Source organism: Streptomyces lincolnensis (genome assembly GCF_021173675.1).
In the GTDB taxonomy this organism is placed as follows: Bacteria; Actinomycetota; Actinomycetes; order Streptomycetales; family Streptomycetaceae; genus Streptomyces; species Streptomyces lincolnensis_B.
In genome coordinates, this window is sequence record NZ_JAIHON010000010.1 from 16858 (window position 1) to 32484 (window position 15627).

The 15627-nt window shown below is 70.6% G+C and carries 16 protein-coding genes; 11 read left to right on the forward strand and 5 right to left on the reverse strand.

Annotated elements, in window-relative coordinates; all coding sequences use genetic code 11:
• Positions 1-21: 21 nt before the first annotated feature.
• Positions 22-1050, reverse strand: coding sequence for an ABC transporter substrate-binding protein (locus K4B79_RS29060; protein ID WP_232029917.1), 1029 nt, complete (start codon positions 1048-1050; stop codon positions 22-24).
• Between the two features lie 271 nt (positions 1051-1321).
• Between K4B79_RS29060 and K4B79_RS29065 the strand changes: the two genes are divergently transcribed.
• The gene (locus K4B79_RS29065) at positions 1322-2107 is read left to right on the forward strand and encodes an ABC transporter ATP-binding protein (protein WP_232029929.1); all 786 of its coding nucleotides are present in this window, start codon (positions 1322-1324) and stop codon (positions 2105-2107) included.
• Positions 2104-3048: an LLM class F420-dependent oxidoreductase gene (locus K4B79_RS29070; RefSeq protein WP_232029931.1), complete on the forward strand. Its 945-nt coding sequence runs from the start codon at positions 2104-2106 to the stop codon at positions 3046-3048. Before K4B79_RS29065 ends, K4B79_RS29070 begins: the two co-directional genes overlap by 4 nt.
• 122 nt (positions 3049-3170) lie before the next feature.
• Here the strand turns inward: K4B79_RS29070 and K4B79_RS29075 are convergent, their stop codons facing one another.
• The 4 genes from K4B79_RS29075 to K4B79_RS29090 all read right to left on the reverse strand — a co-directional run bounded on the left by K4B79_RS29075 (position 3171) and on the right by K4B79_RS29090 (position 7437).
• A complete protein-coding gene (locus tag K4B79_RS29075; RefSeq protein ID WP_232029932.1) occupies positions 3171-3503 on the reverse strand; it encodes a hypothetical protein in 333 nt (110 codons plus the stop codon).
• A 287-nt stretch (positions 3504-3790) separates the two neighbouring features.
• Positions 3791-4729, reverse strand: a complete 939-nt coding sequence (locus K4B79_RS29080) for a TIGR03619 family F420-dependent LLM class oxidoreductase (RefSeq protein WP_232029934.1) — start codon at positions 4727-4729, stop codon at positions 3791-3793.
• A 90-nt stretch (positions 4730-4819) separates the two neighbouring features.
• A complete protein-coding gene (locus K4B79_RS29085; protein ID WP_232029936.1) occupies positions 4820-6100 on the reverse strand; it encodes a cytochrome P450 in 1281 nt (426 codons plus the stop codon).
• A 17-nt stretch (positions 6101-6117) separates the two neighbouring features.
• A complete protein-coding gene (locus tag K4B79_RS29090; protein ID WP_269464115.1) occupies positions 6118-7437 on the reverse strand; it encodes a glutamine synthetase family protein in 1320 nt (439 codons plus the stop codon).
• A gap of 265 nt (positions 7438-7702) precedes the next feature.
• Between K4B79_RS29090 and K4B79_RS29095 the strand changes: the two genes are divergently transcribed.
• The 9 genes from K4B79_RS29095 (at position 7703) to K4B79_RS29135 (ending at position 15507) form a co-directional block, all read left to right on the forward strand.
• On the forward strand, positions 7703-7891 hold the full coding sequence (locus tag K4B79_RS29095) for a ferredoxin (protein WP_232029940.1): 189 nt from the start codon (positions 7703-7705) through the stop codon (positions 7889-7891).
• Between the two features lie 2 nt (positions 7892-7893).
• Positions 7894-9111: an NAD(P)/FAD-dependent oxidoreductase gene (locus K4B79_RS29100; protein WP_232029942.1), complete on the forward strand. Its 1218-nt coding sequence runs from the start codon at positions 7894-7896 to the stop codon at positions 9109-9111.
• 14 nt (positions 9112-9125) lie between these two features.
• Positions 9126-9941 carry an acetoacetate decarboxylase family protein gene (locus K4B79_RS29105; RefSeq protein ID WP_232029944.1) on the forward strand — a complete coding sequence of 272 codons (816 nt, stop codon included), beginning with the start codon at positions 9126-9128 and terminating at the stop codon, positions 9939-9941.
• Positions 9942-9993: 52 nt separating this feature from the next.
• Positions 9994-11457 (forward strand): aldehyde dehydrogenase, encoded by a 1464-nt coding sequence (locus K4B79_RS29110; protein ID WP_232029946.1) that lies wholly within the window; start codon positions 9994-9996, stop codon positions 11455-11457.
• Positions 11450-12382, forward strand: a complete 933-nt coding sequence (locus K4B79_RS29115; RefSeq protein WP_232029947.1) for a 3,4-dihydroxyphenylacetate 2,3-dioxygenase — start codon at positions 11450-11452, stop codon at positions 12380-12382. Before K4B79_RS29110 ends, K4B79_RS29115 begins: the two co-directional genes overlap by 8 nt.
• Positions 12375-13220 carry a fumarylacetoacetate hydrolase family protein gene (locus K4B79_RS29120; RefSeq protein WP_232029950.1) on the forward strand — a complete coding sequence of 282 codons (846 nt, stop codon included), beginning with the start codon at positions 12375-12377 and terminating at the stop codon, positions 13218-13220. Before K4B79_RS29115 ends, K4B79_RS29120 begins: the two co-directional genes overlap by 8 nt.
• Before the next feature lie 48 nt (positions 13221-13268).
• A complete protein-coding gene (locus tag K4B79_RS29125; RefSeq protein WP_232029952.1) occupies positions 13269-13871 on the forward strand; it encodes a TetR/AcrR family transcriptional regulator in 603 nt (200 codons plus the stop codon).
• Positions 13872-14072: 201 nt separating this feature from the next.
• On the forward strand, positions 14073-15269 hold the full coding sequence (locus K4B79_RS29130; RefSeq protein WP_232029954.1) for a cytochrome P450: 1197 nt from the start codon (positions 14073-14075) through the stop codon (positions 15267-15269).
• 25 nt (positions 15270-15294) lie between these two features.
• Complete coding sequence (locus K4B79_RS29135) at positions 15295-15507, forward strand: ferredoxin (protein WP_232029956.1); 213 nt, start codon at positions 15295-15297, stop codon at positions 15505-15507.
• The last annotated feature ends 120 nt before the right edge of the window (positions 15508-15627 follow it).

The following is a 15627-nucleotide window of genomic DNA, read 5'->3' on the forward strand; positions in this document are numbered from 1 at the left end:
TCACTCCGCGGCGTGGCCCGGTCAGGCCTTCGGCACCAGGTCGAAGTCGATGATCCGCTCAGGGGTCATTCCCTTCGGCAGCGCGCCCGCGTCCTCCAGAATCCCGATGCTCCTCGCCACCCGCCCGGAGTCCAGCGTTCCGATCGCCGTGCCGGAACCGTCCTTCGGCGTGACGTACGCGGCCATCAAGTCCAACTCGGCCGCCGCGGCGGCCGGATTCGTGGCATCCACGTTCCGCTTCAGGATCTCGGCGGCCTCCTTCGAGTGGGCGAGGCTGTACTCCAAGCCCTTGAGCAGCGCGGCGGTGAACCGCCGCACCATCTCCGGATCCTGCTCGGCGAGCTTCGTCGTCGTGATCAGTACGTTTCCGTACAGGTCGGGTATCACGTCGCTGTACGGCAGCAGTACGGCCTTCTTCTTCGTCACCGCCTCGACGGTCGGCCTGCCCACCACGAACTGGCCGATACCGTCCACCGAGCCGCCGGCCAGCGTGCCCATCAAGGTCTGTGCCTCGCCGTTGACCCAGGTCACCTTGGAGGCGTCCACGCCCGCCAGCCGGGCGTACGTCGGGAAGAGGTTGCGCACGACGGAGCCGGGCGTGTCGGCGAGCCGTTTGCCCTCCAGGTCCTTCGGTGTGGCGATGCCGTTGCCCTCGGTGGTGGCGATCGCGGCCATGGTGCGCTGCTGGATGGCGGCCACCGCGACGAAGTCCTTCGCCTGACCGTTGCCCATGTGGAGCAGACCGCCGGTCAGGTCGATGGGGCCGAACTGCGCCTGACCACTGACGACGGCCGGAATCACCCCGCCGGTGCCCTGGCCCGGCCTGATCCTCACGTCGAAGCCGGCCTCTTCGAAGAACCCCTTGTCCTTGGCGACCCAGGCGTACGCGTCCCGGCCGAAGCTGCCGAAGGAGGTCAGGTAGGTCACCTTCTTCAGTGCCTTGCCGTCCCCACCGGCATCCGCGTCGGAATCCGAGCCGCCGCACCCCGCCACCAGCGCCAGCGCTGTGGTCAGGGCCACCGTGGCGACCGTACGGGCGAAGCTGATCATGCGCACAGTGTTGTCCTTTCCGACCGCCGAACGCGCCGGCGGAGGGGCGTCGAGACGGACGAGACGGAACGGCGGCACGGATCTGCCGAGGGCATGCCACTTGGTGCGGGCAACAGCGTACGAGCCACGGGCAGTCGTGGGCCAGGTGTGGGGCGTGGGGGCGTGAGCCGACAGGACGGCAGGTACCGCCGATCGGTCTGCTGCGGGTAGCCTGATCGGGCGTCAGGACCCGGCCGGCATGCCGATCGCCAGGGGATGGGGAGACCGCCGGATGATCAGACTCACCGGTGTGTCCCGGAGCTTCACCGGCCGGTCCGGTTCGACGGTGGCGCTCCAGGACATCGGCCTGCACATCGCCGACGGCGAGTTCGTGGCGGTGGTGGGCCGGTCCGGGTGCGGCAAGTCCACGCTGCTCCGGCTGATCGCCGGTCTCCTGCCGGTCACCGAGGGCGAGATCACGGTCGGCGGTGAGCGGGTCACCGGAGCCCGGCGGGATGTCGCCATGCTGTTCCAGCGGCCGGCACTGCTGCCCTGGCGGTCCGTCCTCGACAACGTCCTGCTGCCCGTGGAGATCTTCGGCTGGAACAAGGCGAAGCACCGCGAGCGGGCGTACCGGCTGCTGGAGACGGCCGGACTGACCGGCTTCGAGAAGCACCGGCCGCACGAGCTCTCCGGCGGCATGCAGCAGCGTGTCGCGCTGTGCCGGTCGCTGATGGGCGAGCCGCGGGTGCTGCTCATGGACGAGCCGTTCTCCGCACTCGACGCGCTGACCCGCGCGGACCTCGCGGTGGAGTTGCAGCGCATCCACCTGGAGAACTCGTCCACCGTCGTCTTCGTCACGCACTCGATAGACGAGGCCGTGCTGCTCGCCGACCGGGTGGTGGTGCTCACCCCGCGCCCGGGCCGGATCCGCAGGATCGTCGACATCGCCATACCCCGGCCGAGGACGCTGGGCCGCACCGCGCACCTGGACGAAGTGGCCCGGTGCAGCGCCGACTTGCACGAGCTGCTGATGGAACGGGACATCTCCACGACGGTCGAAACGGAGGGGCGATGAGCCTGCGGATCTGCGTCTTCACCGAGCCGCACCGCGGCGCCGACTACGAGGACCAGCGGCGCTTCGCACAACTCGTCGAGGCCGGCGGATTCGAGGGCTTCTTCCGGGCCGACCACTACCAGGCGATGGGCGCCGATCCCGGCCTGCCCGGCCCCACCGACGCCTGGCTGACCCTCGCCGCGCTCGCCCGGGAGACCTCCACGATCCGGCTGGGCACCCTGGTCACCTCGGCCACCTTCCGGCTGCCGGGACCGCTCGCCGTCATGGTGGCGCAGGTCGACCGGATGAGCGGGGGACGGGTCGAGCTGGGCCTCGGCGCGGGGTGGTACGAACGCGAACACGTCTCGTACGGCATCCCGTTCCCGCCCGCCCCGGAGCGCTTCGACCGGCTGGAGGAGCAGTTGGCGGTGATCACCGGCCTGTGGCGGACGCCGGTCGGCGAGAGCTTCAGCCACCGCGGCGACCACTACCGGCTCGTCGACGCGCCCGCCCTGCCGAAGCCCGTACAGGTGCCGGGGCCGCCGATCATCGTGGGGGGCCGTGGGCCCAAGCGCACTCCAGAGCTGGCGGCCCGGTACGCCGACGAGTTCAACATGCCCTTCAAGTCGGTGGCGGAGACCGCCCGGGCGTACCGGCGGGTCGCCGAAGCGTGCGACCGGACCGGACGGGCCGACGCCGGCCGGCCGCCACTGGTGCTCTCGGCCGGCGTCGTCGCCGCCATCGGCCGCACGGACGCCGAGGCACAACGGCGGGCCGCCCCTCTCCGCGCCAAGAGCGCGCTGCCGCCCGAGGACGCGGTGGTCGGATCCCCGGCCCAACTCGTGGAGCGGCTCGGCGAGTTCGCCGCGATCGGCACGAGCCGTATCCATCTGCGGCTGATCGACTTCGATGACCTCGACCATCTGGAGCTCATCGCCGGTGAGGTGCTCCCGCAGTTGTAGCGAGCGCCCGCCGCGTGCTGCGGCGCCGCTGGAAGGGGTCGGCGTCGGCTGGGCTCAGCGGTGATGCGCCTGGGGCGTGACGATCACGCGCTCGGATGCCCTCGTGTGCGGAACTCGCGTCCCTATCCGCTGCGTCCGCCCCCGGTGGTGAGCGCTTCGCCTGCGTGGATGATCGAACTGAGCATGGCGTGGGCGGCTTGGAGCTGTTCGATGGAGCGGCTCAGGCGCTCGCGTTCATGAGTGAGGTCCTGGGCCATTTCCTCGCAGGTCGGCGCCAGGATGGCTCCGTCGTCGGTCATGCAGGGCAGCACCTCCCGGATCAGGTCGGTGTTCAGCCCGGCCGCGAGCAGGATCCGGACCCGGCGCACGGTGGCCACGTACACCGGGCGCAGCGACCAGCGGGACTTCGAGATCGAGGTGGCGCCCGACGTCTTCGTGACGGGAACCGCCGCCATGCCCGCTCCGGACTACGCGCACATCAGCCGCATCGATGTGACCGCTGACGCGGCGGCACTGTTCGCCCAGTGGCTCCGCGATTCCGGCGATCGAAGCCGGGATGGGCGATCACCTGACAGCGGCTGACGCCGAGTAGCACAGCGCCGTCGGACTTCAGGGACGCTGGTGGCACACGCCCCAGCGGTGCCCCCGTCGCTGCCGCCTGGAGACTGCCCTTTCCTCGTGGCCTTCCAACAGCGGGGCGCCGACGAAAACCGGCACAGGACATCGGCCTCGGCCGACACCCTCAAGCCGTCAGGGACTCCACCCGGCGCATCACCTCGCGGCAGAACGCGCCCACGCCGTTCGGGTCGTCGGTGAACTGCGAGGGCTTGACGCAGAAGGTGGTGAAGCCCTGGGCCAGTTGCTCGGGGATGGGTTCGAGGGCCTGTGCGAGGTCGGCGCAGGAGGTGTCGTCGGGGAACACGGCGCGGGTGCTGCCGATCATCTCCAGGTCGGTGAAGTCGCGGCCCGCGGCGGCCATCGCGGTCTTCAGGGTCTGCATGTCCTCGGGCGTGACCTTGCCCAGCGGGTTGAAGGCGTGGCCGTACCGGACGATCCTGCGGACCATCGCGTCGTGCATGCCCGCGCCACCGAAGCACAGTCGGGGGCCGTCCGGGCGGTGTGCCTTGGGCTCGAAGTAGACGTCCTGGAAGGTGTAGTGCTCGCTGTCGTGAGACACCGGGGAGGGGCCCCACAACTTGGCCCAGATCTCCAGGTGTTCGTCGAGGAGCTGGCCGCGCCGGGAGAACGGGACGCCGAGTGCCGCGTACTCGTCCCGGCTCCAGCTGACGTTGGGCAGCACGGTCAGCCGGCCCTCGGAGAGAAGGTCGAGGGTGCCGAGCTCACGGGCCAGGAGCAGGGGGTGCCGCAGGGGAGCGATGACCGCCGACGCGGCGAGCCCCACGCGATCGGTGACAGCGGCGATCGCGCTGAGCAGCATCAGCGAGTTGGGCCACGGCGTGCGGGGGTCCTGGTTGCCGGGCAGGGCGTAGTCGCGGGGGTTGCCCATCACGCCGCCCGCGCCCGCGTCGGGACCGAGCACGATGTGCTCGCTGACCATGACGGAGTCGAATCCGGCGTCCTCGGCCTCGCGGGCCCAGCGGATGACGGTCGGCAGATCCGCGCGGCCGCCGGTCATGGTCCAGTTCTCGCTCAGGACGAGTTGCATGCGGGGAGTGGTCATCGTCGCGATCCTCGGGAGGAGTGTGTCTGGGCAGCAGGCGTGAGCGGGGCGTCTCGGCGGCCGCGGCCACCGGACCGCCAAGACATGCGGTCAGGCTGGGATGACCTCGACCGGCAGCTTCTTGATGCCGTTGACGAAGTTGGAGCGGACACGCGGGACTTCGCCGGTCAGACGGATGTCCGCGATCCTCGGGATGAGCTCCTCGAACATGATGCGGATCTCGGTGCGGGCGAGCAGGTTGCCCAGGCACAGGTGGGGGCTGCCCTTGCCGAAGGTGACGTGGTCGTTGTCGGCGCGGGTGACGTCGAAGTCGTAGGGGTTGCCGAAGGCCGCCTCGTCGCGGTTGCCGGAGGCGTACCACATGACGACCTTGTCGCCCTGCCTGATGTGCTTGCCGCCGAGTTCGACGTCGCGGGTCGCGGTGCGGCGGAAGTGGTAGACGGGGGAGGCCCAGCGCAGGAACTCCTCCACCGCCGCCGGGATCAGGGACGGGTCGTCCTGGAGGCGGGCCAGCTGGTCGGGGTGCTGGAGGAGGGCCAGCATGGAATGGGTGATGGTGTGGCGGGTGGTCTCGTTGCCGGCCACGACCAGGAGCAGGAAGTAGTTGTCGAAGTCCTGCGGCGAGAGCGGCACACCGTCCCTCGGGACGGTGTTCACCAGCTTCGACACCAGGTCCGTGCCGTCGCCACCGCGCCGCTGCCGGGCCAGCTCACGGCCGTACTCGAAGACCTCCAGCGAGGCGGGGGAGCGGAAGGGCAGGTGCCGGTACTGCTCGCTCTCCGCGCTGTCCAGCAGGACGTCGGCGTAGTCGGGGTCGGTGTTGCCGATGATGCGGTTGCCCCAGTCGATGAGCTGCTGGTTGTCCTCCGGGGGCACGTCGAGGAGGCGGGCGAGGACGTTGATGGGGAAGTCGGCGGAGACCTCCTTGACGAAGTCGAAGGTCCCCTTGGCCAGGGCCGCGTCCAGCGTGGTGGCGGTCAGCCCGCGCAGGAAGTCGGCGTAGCTGTTGATGACGCTCGCGCCGAACTGGCGCTGGAGCAGGCTGCGCAGCGCGCGGTGGCGGACGCCGTCCAGTTCGAGGATGGAGGCGCGCGTCTTGATCTGGTCGTCGTCGACCTCTTCGAGGTTGACGAATCGCGTCGAGGTGAAGGTCTCCACGTCGCGGTCGACGCGCGCGATGTCCGCGTGCCGGGTCACGGCCCAGAAACCGGAGTTGGGGGCCTCCTCGGGCTGCCAGTGCACCGGGTCCTGGTGGCGCAGGGTGTGGAACATGCGCCAGGGGGTGATCCCGTCGGTGAAGTTGTCGAGATCGGCGAGGTCGACGTCGGCGAGCGGCATCGGTTCGGCGGCGGCCGGCACAACAGTGGTCATCGGTGGCTCCCGGTGTGTCACAGGTGGTAGGCGTATTCGGTGAACTCCCAGTCGGTGACGTGCCGTTGGAAGCGTTCGGTCTCGTCGCGCTTGTAGGAGAGGAACGAGGCGGTGAAGTCCTTGCCGAGGACGTCGGTCAGTTCCGTGTCCGCCTCCAGGGCGTCCAGCGCGGCCGGCAGGCTCATGGGCAGCACGGACGCCCTGGCGGTGTCGTAGCCGTACCCCTCCAGCGGGGCGGGGGGTTCGGCACCGGCCAGCACCCCGAGCAGCGCGGCGGCGATGGTGCCCGCGATCAGCAGATAGGGGTTGGCGCCGGCGTCGCCGAGGCGCAGTTCGAACCGGGCGCCGGAGCCGCGCTCGGGCGGGATGCGGACCATGGCGCTGCGGTTGTCCAGGCCCCAGTCGATGAGCCAGGGGGCGAGGGTGTCCGGGCCGAAACGCTTGTAGGAGTTCACGGCCGGGTTGGCCAGCGCGGTCAGGGCCGGGGCGTGGGCGAGGACGCCGGCGACGGCGTGCCGGGCGGTGGCGGACAGCCCGTACGGCCCGGCGGGATCGTCGAAGGCGTTGCGGCCCTCGTCGGTGTCGCAGGACAGGTGGAGGTGGAAGCCGGAGCCGCCGGCGTCGTTGAACGGCTTGGCCATGAAGGTGGCGAGTTTCCCCTCCTTCCGGGCCAGCTCCTTGATCGCGGACTTGAAGCGGAAGGCGCGGTCCGCGGCGGACCGGGCGTCGGAGTGGGTGAGGTTGATCTCGAACTGGCCGCCGTCGAACTCGTGGTTGCCGCTGGTCACGCCGATGTTCATGTCCCGCAGCAGGCGCAGTGTGCGCAGCAGGTGGTTGTCGCCGTCGGCGCGCAGACCGGCCGTGTAGACGACGCCGGTGGTGCCGGAGTAGCGCTTCCAGCCGCTGGGGGAGGCCGGGTCCTCCTCGCAGAGGAAGTACTCGAGTTCGGGGCCGACCACCGGACGCAGTCCGTGTCCGGCGCACCGGTCGAGGACGGCGCGCAGCAGATCGCGGGGTGACTCGGCCACGGTCAGGCCGGTGGCCGGATCGGTGACCTCGGCGAGGCAGGAGGCGACCCCGGGTTCCCAGGGCAGGGGGACCAGGCTGTCCAGGTCGGGTCGGACGGTGATGTCGGGCAGCCCGGCGTCGAGACCGCCGGCGACGGGGATCACGTCGCCCTGGGGGCTGGTGTGGTAGACGGCCCGGCAGAAGGCCAGGCCGTGCTCGCAGGCCGACGGCAGGTGGTCCAGCAGGACGTCGCGTGCGCGGTCGGTGCCGATGAGGTCGGGATAGGTCACGCGCACCACGTCGATGCCCTCGGCGGCTAGCCGCTGCATGTGCTGACGGAGGCTGGGGGTTGGAGCTGCGCTCACCGATGTCTCCTCGGGCGCTTGGGTGTGGGTGACGAAGGAGTCGGAGGAAGTCGGAGGGCCGGTGCTCGTGAGGGCACGGAGCCTATTTGTTTGGTGCCAAACGGTATGGGCGCCGCGAGCGCTCCGCAAGAGGGAAGTGGAGAAAAAGTATCCGCATGGATAGGTATTGACCAGGGGCGGGCGGCTTCTTATGTTGTTTGAAGCCAAACGAACTCCAGGAGGACCGGCCATGAAGGTCGTCGTCGACATGAACAAGTGCCAGGACCACGGCCAGTGCGTCTTCGCCGCCCCCGATGTCTTCTCCCTGGACGACGGCGGCCACCTGGCCTACGTCTCCGACCCCGACGACGCGCTGCGCGAAGAGGTCGAGGAAGCCGCCGACGTCTGTCCGCTCCAGGCCATCCGCATCGAGGCCTGACCATGACGTCGAGGAGCGCACGCATCGTCGTGGCCGGCGCCTCCATGGCCGGCCTGCGCGCGGCCGAGCAACTGCGGGCCGCCGGCTGGACCGGAGCCATCACCCTCGTCGGCGCCGAGCCGCACATGCCCTACAACCGGCCGCCCCTGTCGAAGGAGGTCCTGGCCGGCGAGGCCGCCTTCGACTCCCTCGCCTTCCGCCCGCGGGCGAGCGTGGCCGACGCGCAGTGGCGGCTGGGCACCAAGGTCGTCGCCGCGCGGCTCGCGGAGCACATCGTCGAGTTCGACGACGGTGAGGCGCTCTCGTACGACGGTCTGGTCGTCGCCACCGGAATGCGGCCCCGGCGCCTGCGCTGCCCCGGCCCCCTCGCGGGCCGGCACACGGTCCGCACGATTGACGACGCGCAGGGCCTGCGGCAGGCCCTGACCAGGCCCGGAACCCGGGTGGTCGTCGTCGGAGGCGGCTTCATCGGCTGCGAGGTCGCCGCCACCGCCGTCGCTCTGGGCGCCCGCGAGGTGACCGTGGTCGACCCACTGCCCCTGCCCATGATCGGCGCGCTGGGCGAGCTCCTCGCCGAGGCCCTGTTGACGCGCCACGAAGAACGCGGCGTGCGCTTCGCCCTCGGCACCGGCGTGACCGGCTTCACCGGCGACGACCATGTCACCGGCGTCGCCCTCGGCGACGGCACCGTCCTGCCCGCCGACGTGGTGGTCGAGTCGGTCGGCTCGGCCGCCAACACCGAGTGGCTGGACGGCAACGGCCTCGATCTGAGCGACGGCGTGCTCACCGACGAGCACCTGCGCGTCGGCGGCCGGCCCGACGTGGTGGTCGTCGGTGACGTGGCCCGTTTCCCCAACGCCCGCTACGACGGCGTACCGCGCCGGGTGGAGCACTGGTGCATCCCCACGGACACCGCCAAGCACGCCGCGAAGACCCTCGTCGCCCGGCTGACCGGCACCGGCCACGCCCTGTCCCCGTTCGCGCCGCTGCCCACCTTCTGGAGCGACCAGCACGACTTCCGCCTGCAGTCCTTCGGGGCACCGGTGCTCGGCAAGGAGGACGTACGCGTACTGGAGGGCGACCTCGACGGTGACGTCGTCGTCGGCTACCACGCCGGTGGTCGGCTGACGGGTGTCGTCGCCCTGGGCGGGCAGGCCGCGGCGGCCGCCGCCTCCCGTTACCGCGCCGAACTGCTCAAGCAGCCCGCTCCCACCGCCTAAGGACCTCGCTGATCATGACCACCGTCCGTGGATTCCTCTCCCCCAAGACGGCGAGCGGAGCCTCGTCGCTGATTCCCTCACCGCCCTGGCGGTACTCCGGGGACCTGCTCACCGTCGAGTACCGCACCGACCCGGCACGCGTGCGTGAACTGCTTCCCGAGCCACTTCAGCTCGCCGACGAGGACCCGGGCGCGGTGGCGCTGATCTGGGCGGACTGGCAGTCCTGCTCGGCATCCGGCGCGGAGCTGCTCGATCCCGTGCTCTCCCAGTACAAGGAGGCGTTCGCGGTCGTCCGCTGCAGGTACCGGGGGCAGACCTACTCGCGCTGCGTCTACATCTGGGTCGACAAGGACTTCGCCATCGCGCGCGGCCTGCACCAGGGCTACCCGAAGAAGCTCGGCTCGATCCACCAGACCCGCCCGCACCCGTACGGCCCCGCGCCGCGCATCGAGGCGGGGGCCCGTTTCGGGGCCACGCTCGCCGCCGCCGACCGGCGCCTGGCCCACACCGTGGTCACCCTGCGCGAGCCGTCGGAGACGAACGGCTTCGTCAACGCCCACCCGATGGCCCACCACCGCTGGCTGCCCTCCATCGAGAAGGGCAAGGGCCTCGCTCTCGACGAGCTGGTCGAGTCGGGCGCCGCGTCCTTCGAGGCGGGACCGGCCTGGCGCGGCGACGCCGAACTGGAGCTGTTCGAGGCACCCACCGAGGAACTGGCCCGCCTGGAGATCCGCGAGCCGATCGCCGCCTACTACCGCCAGGTCGGCGTCGTCTGGGACGGCGGCCGACTGCTGGAATCCGGCACCTCTGGCGCCTCCCGCGCCGAGTAGACCCCGCCCCCTCGCGAGACCGGAGGAACACAGCATGCCGGAGGAATACAGCATGAGCGCACACACCCTCACCGTGGCCGGGGTCGCCGTCGACACCCGGCACTGGATCGGCGGCGAACGCGTCGCCTCGCCACAGACCTTCCCGGACGTCTCACCCATCGACGGCGGCACGATCGGCGAGATCTCCCGGGGCACGGCCGGAGAGGCGGCCGCCGCCGTGGCCGCCGCGCAGGCCGCGTTCCCCGCCTGGGCCGCCACCTCCCGCACGGAACGCGCCCGCATCCTGCACGCCATCGCCGACGGGGTCGAGAAGCGGCTCGAAGAACTGGCGATCGTGGAGACCACCGACAACGGGGCGCTGCTGCGCTCGCACCGGCGCGGTGTCATGCCGCGCGTCGCGCACAACTTCCGCTTCTTCGCGGACTGGCTGCTGAAGCTGGAGCACGAGGACTTCGAGACGCGCGGTCACACCAACCACGTCAGCTGGGACCCGGCCGGCCCCTGCGTCCTGATCACCCCGTGGAACGCCCCGCTCATGCTGGCCACCTGGAAGGTGGCGCCGGCGCTGGCCGCGGGCAACACGGTCGTCCTCAAGCCCGCCGAGTGGTCGCCGCTGACCGCCTCCCTGCTGGCCGACATCGCCGCCGAGGCCGGGCTCCCGGCAGGTGTCCTCAACGTCGTCCAGGGCTACGGCGCCGAAATCGGCGACGCGCTCACCTCCCACCCCGACGTGCGCCGGATCAGCTTCACCGGCTCGGTGCCCACGGCCCAGCGCATCGCGGAGTCGGCCGCCGCGAACCTCACCCCCCTGAGCCTCGAACTGGGCGGCAAATCACCGCTGTTGGTGTTCGCCGACGCCGACCTGGACCTGGCCGTCGACCTCGCCGTGGAGCAGTACGACAACGCCGGGCAGGTGTGCCTGGCGGGCACCCGGCTGCTGGTCGAGGAGACGGTCGCCGAGGAGTTCACACGCCGGTTCGCCGAGAAGGCGAGCGCACTGAAGCAGGGCGATCCGCGAGCCGAGGCCACCGACATCGGGCCCACCATCCACCCCCGCCAGCTGGAGAAGATCGACGGGTTCGTGCGGCGGGCCGTGGCGGCCGGGGCCCGTGCCGTCATCGGCGGCCACCGCAAGGACGGCCAGTACTACGCGCCGACCCTGCTCACCGATGTCGCCCAGGACTCCGAGATCGTCCAGGAGGAGGTCTTCGGGCCGGTCCTGACGCTGCAGACCTTCACCGACGAGGAGGAGGCCGTCCGGCTCGCCAACGACACCCGCTTCGGGCTCGCCGCCACCCTCGCCACCGGCGACCCCGAACGCGCCGAACGCGTCACCGCACGCCTGGTCGCGGGCACAGTCTGGGTCAACTGCTTCTTCGTACGGGACCTTCGGGCGCCCTTCGGCGGCTCCCGCCTCTCCGGCGTGGGCCGCGAGGGCGGCACCTGGAGCTTCGACTTCTACTGCGACCTGAGGAACACCGTGACCGCACCGAACGGATGGACCAACCATGGGTGAGATCGTCGGGGCGGGCCTCCTCGCCCACGTCCCCACCATCGTGCTGCCCGAGGCCGACCGGCTGGAGCTCAACGAAGGCAAGGAGATCACCCTCGTCACGGGCCTCCAGCAACTCCGCAGGGACGTCTTCGAACGCGATGCCGCCAACGAATACGACACCGTCGTGGTCCTCGACTCGCACTGGGCGACCACCGTCGAGTTCGTCGTCACCGCGCAGGCGCGCCGCGCCGGACTGTTCACCTCCGAGGAACTGCCGCGCGGCATGTGCCGGATGCCGTACGACTTCCCCGGAGATCCCGAACTGGCCCAGAACATCGAGAAGTTCGCCGACAAGCACGGCACCTGGATCACCGCGATCGACGACGAGTACCTGCCGATCTACTACGCCACCCTCAACCTGTGGAAGTTCCTCGGCGAGGGACTGCCCGACAAGCGGTGGATGACCATCGGGGTCTGCCAGACCGGCGACATGGAGGACCACCTGCGGCTCGGCCGCGCCCTGGCGGACGGCATCGCCGCCACCCCGGGAAGGCGCGTGCTGCTGATCGCCTCCGGCGCCCTCTCGCACACCTTCTGGCCGCTGCGCGAACTGCGCGACCACGAGGCCAGCGACCCGGTGCACATCTTCACGCCCGAGGCCCGCGCGGCGGACGTCGAACGCATCGCCTGGTTCCAGCAGGGCCGTCACGACCAGGTCCTCGACACCATGGACGCGTTCTGGAAGCACAAGCCCGAGGCGAAGTTCTTCCACTACCTGATGATGGCCGGCGCCCTGGGGGAGCGGCGCTGCGTCGCCAGGGCCCGTCAGTACGGCGCGTACGAGAACTCGATCGGCACCGGCCAGGTGCACCTGTGGTTCGACCGCCCCGAGGGCGGCTGGACCGGCAGCCCGACCACGACCTCCCCGGAGACCGCCCATGCCTGAGTACCGCCGCATCCTCCTGGACGGCGCCGCCGTCCAGGTCACCGTCGACGGGGACGAACTCGTCGCCGGCGACGGCCGCCGCGTCAAGACCGGGGAAGCGCAGCACCTGCCCCCGGTCGTCCCCTCCAAGGTGATCGCGGTCCATCTCAACCACCGCAGCCGTGTCGACGAGTTCCGCATCGACCTCCCCGGCACGCCCACCTACTTCCACAAGCCGACCTCGGCCCTCAACTCCCACCGGGGCGCCGTCGTCCGCCCCGAGGGCTGCAAGTGGCTCAACTACGAGGGCGAGGTCGCCATCGTCATCGGCAGGACCGCCCGCAACATCTCCCCGGCCGAAGCGGGCGAGTACATCGCCGGCTACACCATCGCCAACGACTACGGCCTGCACGACTTCCGCGACACCGACGCCGGCTCCATGCTCCGGGTCAAGGGCTCCGACACGCTGTGCCCGCTCGGCCCCGGCCTGGTCACCGACTGGAACTTCAACGGCAAGAGCCTGCGCACCTACGTCAATGGAAAGGTGGTCCAGGACGGTTCGACCGACGAGATGAAGTGGGACATGCACTATCTCGTCGCCGACATCGCCCGCACCATCACCCTCTACCCGGGCGACGTCCTGCTGTCCGGCACCCCCGCCAACTCCCGCCCCGTACAGCCGGGTGACGTCGTGGAGGTGGAGGTCGAGGGCCTCGGCCGGCTCACCAACCACATCGTCACCGGGCCCACCCCCGTCCGCACCGACGTCGGCGCCCAGCCCACCGAGTCGGAGGAGGTGCTGTCCACCGCGCTCGGCGGCGACTGGGAGTTCCGCGGCATCCGCCCGCCCAGGCGCTGACGCCCTGGGGCGGTCTGCCGTTCCCGACCTGCGGGTAGGGTCGCGTTCATGAGCGATTCCTCCCAGAAGCCCCCCGCCGGGCCCCGCAAGCGCGTGGACTACGGGACCGGCCGCGAGGCCCTGCTCAACGCCGCCGTGCGCGTGGTGGCCCGAGGAGGGCTGCGCAAGCTCACCTATCGCGCCGTCGCGGAGGAGGCGGGTGTCACGCACGGGCTCGTGGTGCACCACTTCGGTTCGCGGGACGCGCTGATCGAGGCGGCCCTCGAACATGCCGTGCGCACCAGCGCGAGTACCAGCTCCCTGGAACCCGGCACGGGCGACATCGCGGACTTCGCGGCGGGACTGGCGGACATGGTCACCCGCGAGCCGGCCATGCAGACGTTCCAGTACGAGCTGATGCTCGAGTCCCGGCGCAGGCCCGAACTGCTGCCGCAGATCCGCGCGCTGTACGACGAGTACTTCCAGGCCACGGAGCGGGAGCTGTCCCGCAGCCTGCCCGAGGGCACCAGCCCGGCCCTGACCCGGCTCGTCTTCGCCGCTCTGGAGGGTCTCGTCCTGCACCAGTTGGTCCTCGACGAGCCGGACGTCACCGAGGCCGCGCTGAAGGAGCTGCGGTCACTGCTGAGCCGGGAGCGTGGCAGCGCGGAGTAGTCGCCCATGTGGTGGTCCCCGCCGTAACGGCATGTCAGGAACGAGTCCCCGTCGCACGGCGTCGGGGACTCATCCGTTTCCGGGGCGCGAAGAGTCGATTACGTCGGCGCGAAGTGTTGACGAAATTATCCGAGTGGATAATTCTCGGTGGTGCAGGACCACTGTCGTCCTCCCTCTTCCACTCCCGAGGAGTGCCACGACATGACCGTCACCACCGCCGGACCCCCGTCCGTCCCCGAGGACCTGCTGCCCTTCCGCGACCCCGGCTTCCGTGCGGACCCGTACCCGTACTACGCGCGGCTGCGCCGGGAGCACCCCGTCTACCGGCACCCGGTCGGCCTGTACGTCGTCTCCCGCTACCAGGACGTCGCCCGGCTGATCCGCAACCCCACCCTCAGCGTGCAGCAGCTCGACTTCGGGCCGGCCGCCCCGATCCACCACACCCTGCTCGGCAAGGACGCCCCCGACCACACGCGGCTGCGGCGGATCACCAACCGCTGGTTCACGCCCAAGGCCGTCGAGGAGTGGTCCAAGGTGATGCGCGGCTGCGTGGAGGCCGTGCTCGACGAGGTCGAGAAGGGCGACGGCACCCTGGACGCGGCCGGCGGTCTCTCCCTGAAGTGCACCTTCGAGACGACCTGTCACATCTTCGGCATCGAGCCGACCGAGATGGACGCCGTCCAACGCAAGACCTACGAGATCGGGCTGAGCCTCGGCCCCGGTGGCGACGACGAGGAGGCCCGCGCCACCACGGAGGCGTTCGCCTGGTTCGCCGAGCACATCCGCCGGCTGGTGGCCGACAAGCGGGCCCACCCCGGCGAGGGGCTGATCGACGCCTTCATCGCCGCGCAGGACGAGGGCAGGATGACCGAGGAAGAGGTCGTCTACACCGTCTTCCTGTTCTTCGCCGTGGGCCACCTCGACGTCAAACACCTGATCAACCACGGCATCCGGCTGATGACACGCCGGCCCGACCTGTTCGCCGCCTACCGGGACGAGCCGGAGGCACGGCCGGGCATCATCAACGAGATCCTGCGGATCGACACGCCCGAGTCCATGGTGGTGCGCCTGACCACGCAGGACACGGTCGTCGGCGACACCACCGTGCCGGCCGGAGAACCGCTGGCCCTGCTCATCGCCTCCGCCAACCGCGACCCCGAGGTGTTCGCCGACCCCGACACCTTCGACCACACCCGCCCGCTAGCCGCCGGCCAGCACCTGGCCTTCGGCTCCGGCATGCACGGCTGCGCCGGCCAGGTCCTGGCCCGCGCCGAGGCCGACATCGTCTTCAGCTCGATCGTCAACCGGTTCTCCGGTGTCGAGCCGGCCGGCGAGCCCGCCTACGCGCACACCGAGTTCCTGCGCACCATCACCCACCTCCCCGTCCGCTTTCACTGACCCCCTCCGAGAGGCAGGAGCCGTCATGCAGGTCGAAGTCGACCTCAAGAGGTGCCAGGACCACGGCCAGTGCGTGTACGCGGCCCCCGACCTGTTCGCGCTGGACGACGAGGGACGCCTGTCCCTGCGGTCGCGGGCGACCGACGTCTACGTGGCCGACGTGGACGAGGCAAGCGCGGAGGAGTTGCACGAGGCCGCCGAGGTCTGCCCGCTGCAGGCCATCACGGTGCACGAGTAGGCAATCCGAGCTCGCGGCGTACCTGGCGGCCGCCGTCGATGCCGAGGCCGCCGACGCCGAGCGCGTCGACATCGGCTGGGACCGCCCGGTCGGCGTGCGCGAGATGGCCGACCTGATGGC

Bases quoted from the DNA above. Each gene is read 5' to 3' on its own strand.
- K4B79_RS29130 (WP_232029954.1), top strand. From the start codon at position 14,073: ATGACCGTCACCACCGCCGGACCCCCGTCCGTCCCCGAGGACCTGCTG.
- K4B79_RS29100 (WP_232029942.1), top strand. From the start codon at position 7,894: ATGACGTCGAGGAGCGCACGCATCGTCGTGGCCGGCGCCTCCATGGCC.
- K4B79_RS29060 (WP_232029917.1), bottom strand. From the start codon at position 1,050: ATGATCAGCTTCGCCCGTACGGTCGCCACGGTGGCCCTGACCACAGCG.
- K4B79_RS29105 (WP_232029944.1), top strand. From the start codon at position 9,126: ATGACCACCGTCCGTGGATTCCTCTCCCCCAAGACGGCGAGCGGAGCC.
- K4B79_RS29120 (WP_232029950.1), top strand. From the start codon at position 12,375: ATGCCTGAGTACCGCCGCATCCTCCTGGACGGCGCCGCCGTCCAGGTC.
- K4B79_RS29110 (WP_232029946.1), top strand. From the start codon at position 9,994: ATGAGCGCACACACCCTCACCGTGGCCGGGGTCGCCGTCGACACCCGG.
- K4B79_RS29095 (WP_232029940.1), top strand. From the start codon at position 7,703: ATGAAGGTCGTCGTCGACATGAACAAGTGCCAGGACCACGGCCAGTGC.
- K4B79_RS29065 (WP_232029929.1), top strand. From the start codon at position 1,322: ATGATCAGACTCACCGGTGTGTCCCGGAGCTTCACCGGCCGGTCCGGT.
- K4B79_RS29085 (WP_232029936.1), bottom strand. From the start codon at position 6,100: ATGACCACTGTTGTGCCGGCCGCCGCCGAACCGATGCCGCTCGCCGAC.
- K4B79_RS29090 (WP_269464115.1), bottom strand. From the start codon at position 7,437: ATGCAGCGGCTAGCCGCCGAGGGCATCGACGTGGTGCGCGTGACCTAT.
- K4B79_RS29115 (WP_232029947.1), top strand. From the start codon at position 11,450: ATGGGTGAGATCGTCGGGGCGGGCCTCCTCGCCCACGTCCCCACCATC.
- K4B79_RS29135 (WP_232029956.1), top strand. From the start codon at position 15,295: ATGCAGGTCGAAGTCGACCTCAAGAGGTGCCAGGACCACGGCCAGTGC.
- K4B79_RS29075 (WP_232029932.1), bottom strand. From the start codon at position 3,503: ATGGCGGCGGTTCCCGTCACGAAGACGTCGGGCGCCACCTCGATCTCG.
- K4B79_RS29125 (WP_232029952.1), top strand. From the start codon at position 13,269: ATGAGCGATTCCTCCCAGAAGCCCCCCGCCGGGCCCCGCAAGCGCGTG.
- K4B79_RS29080 (WP_232029934.1), bottom strand. From the start codon at position 4,729: ATGACCACTCCCCGCATGCAACTCGTCCTGAGCGAGAACTGGACCATG.
- K4B79_RS29070 (WP_232029931.1), top strand. From the start codon at position 2,104: ATGAGCCTGCGGATCTGCGTCTTCACCGAGCCGCACCGCGGCGCCGAC.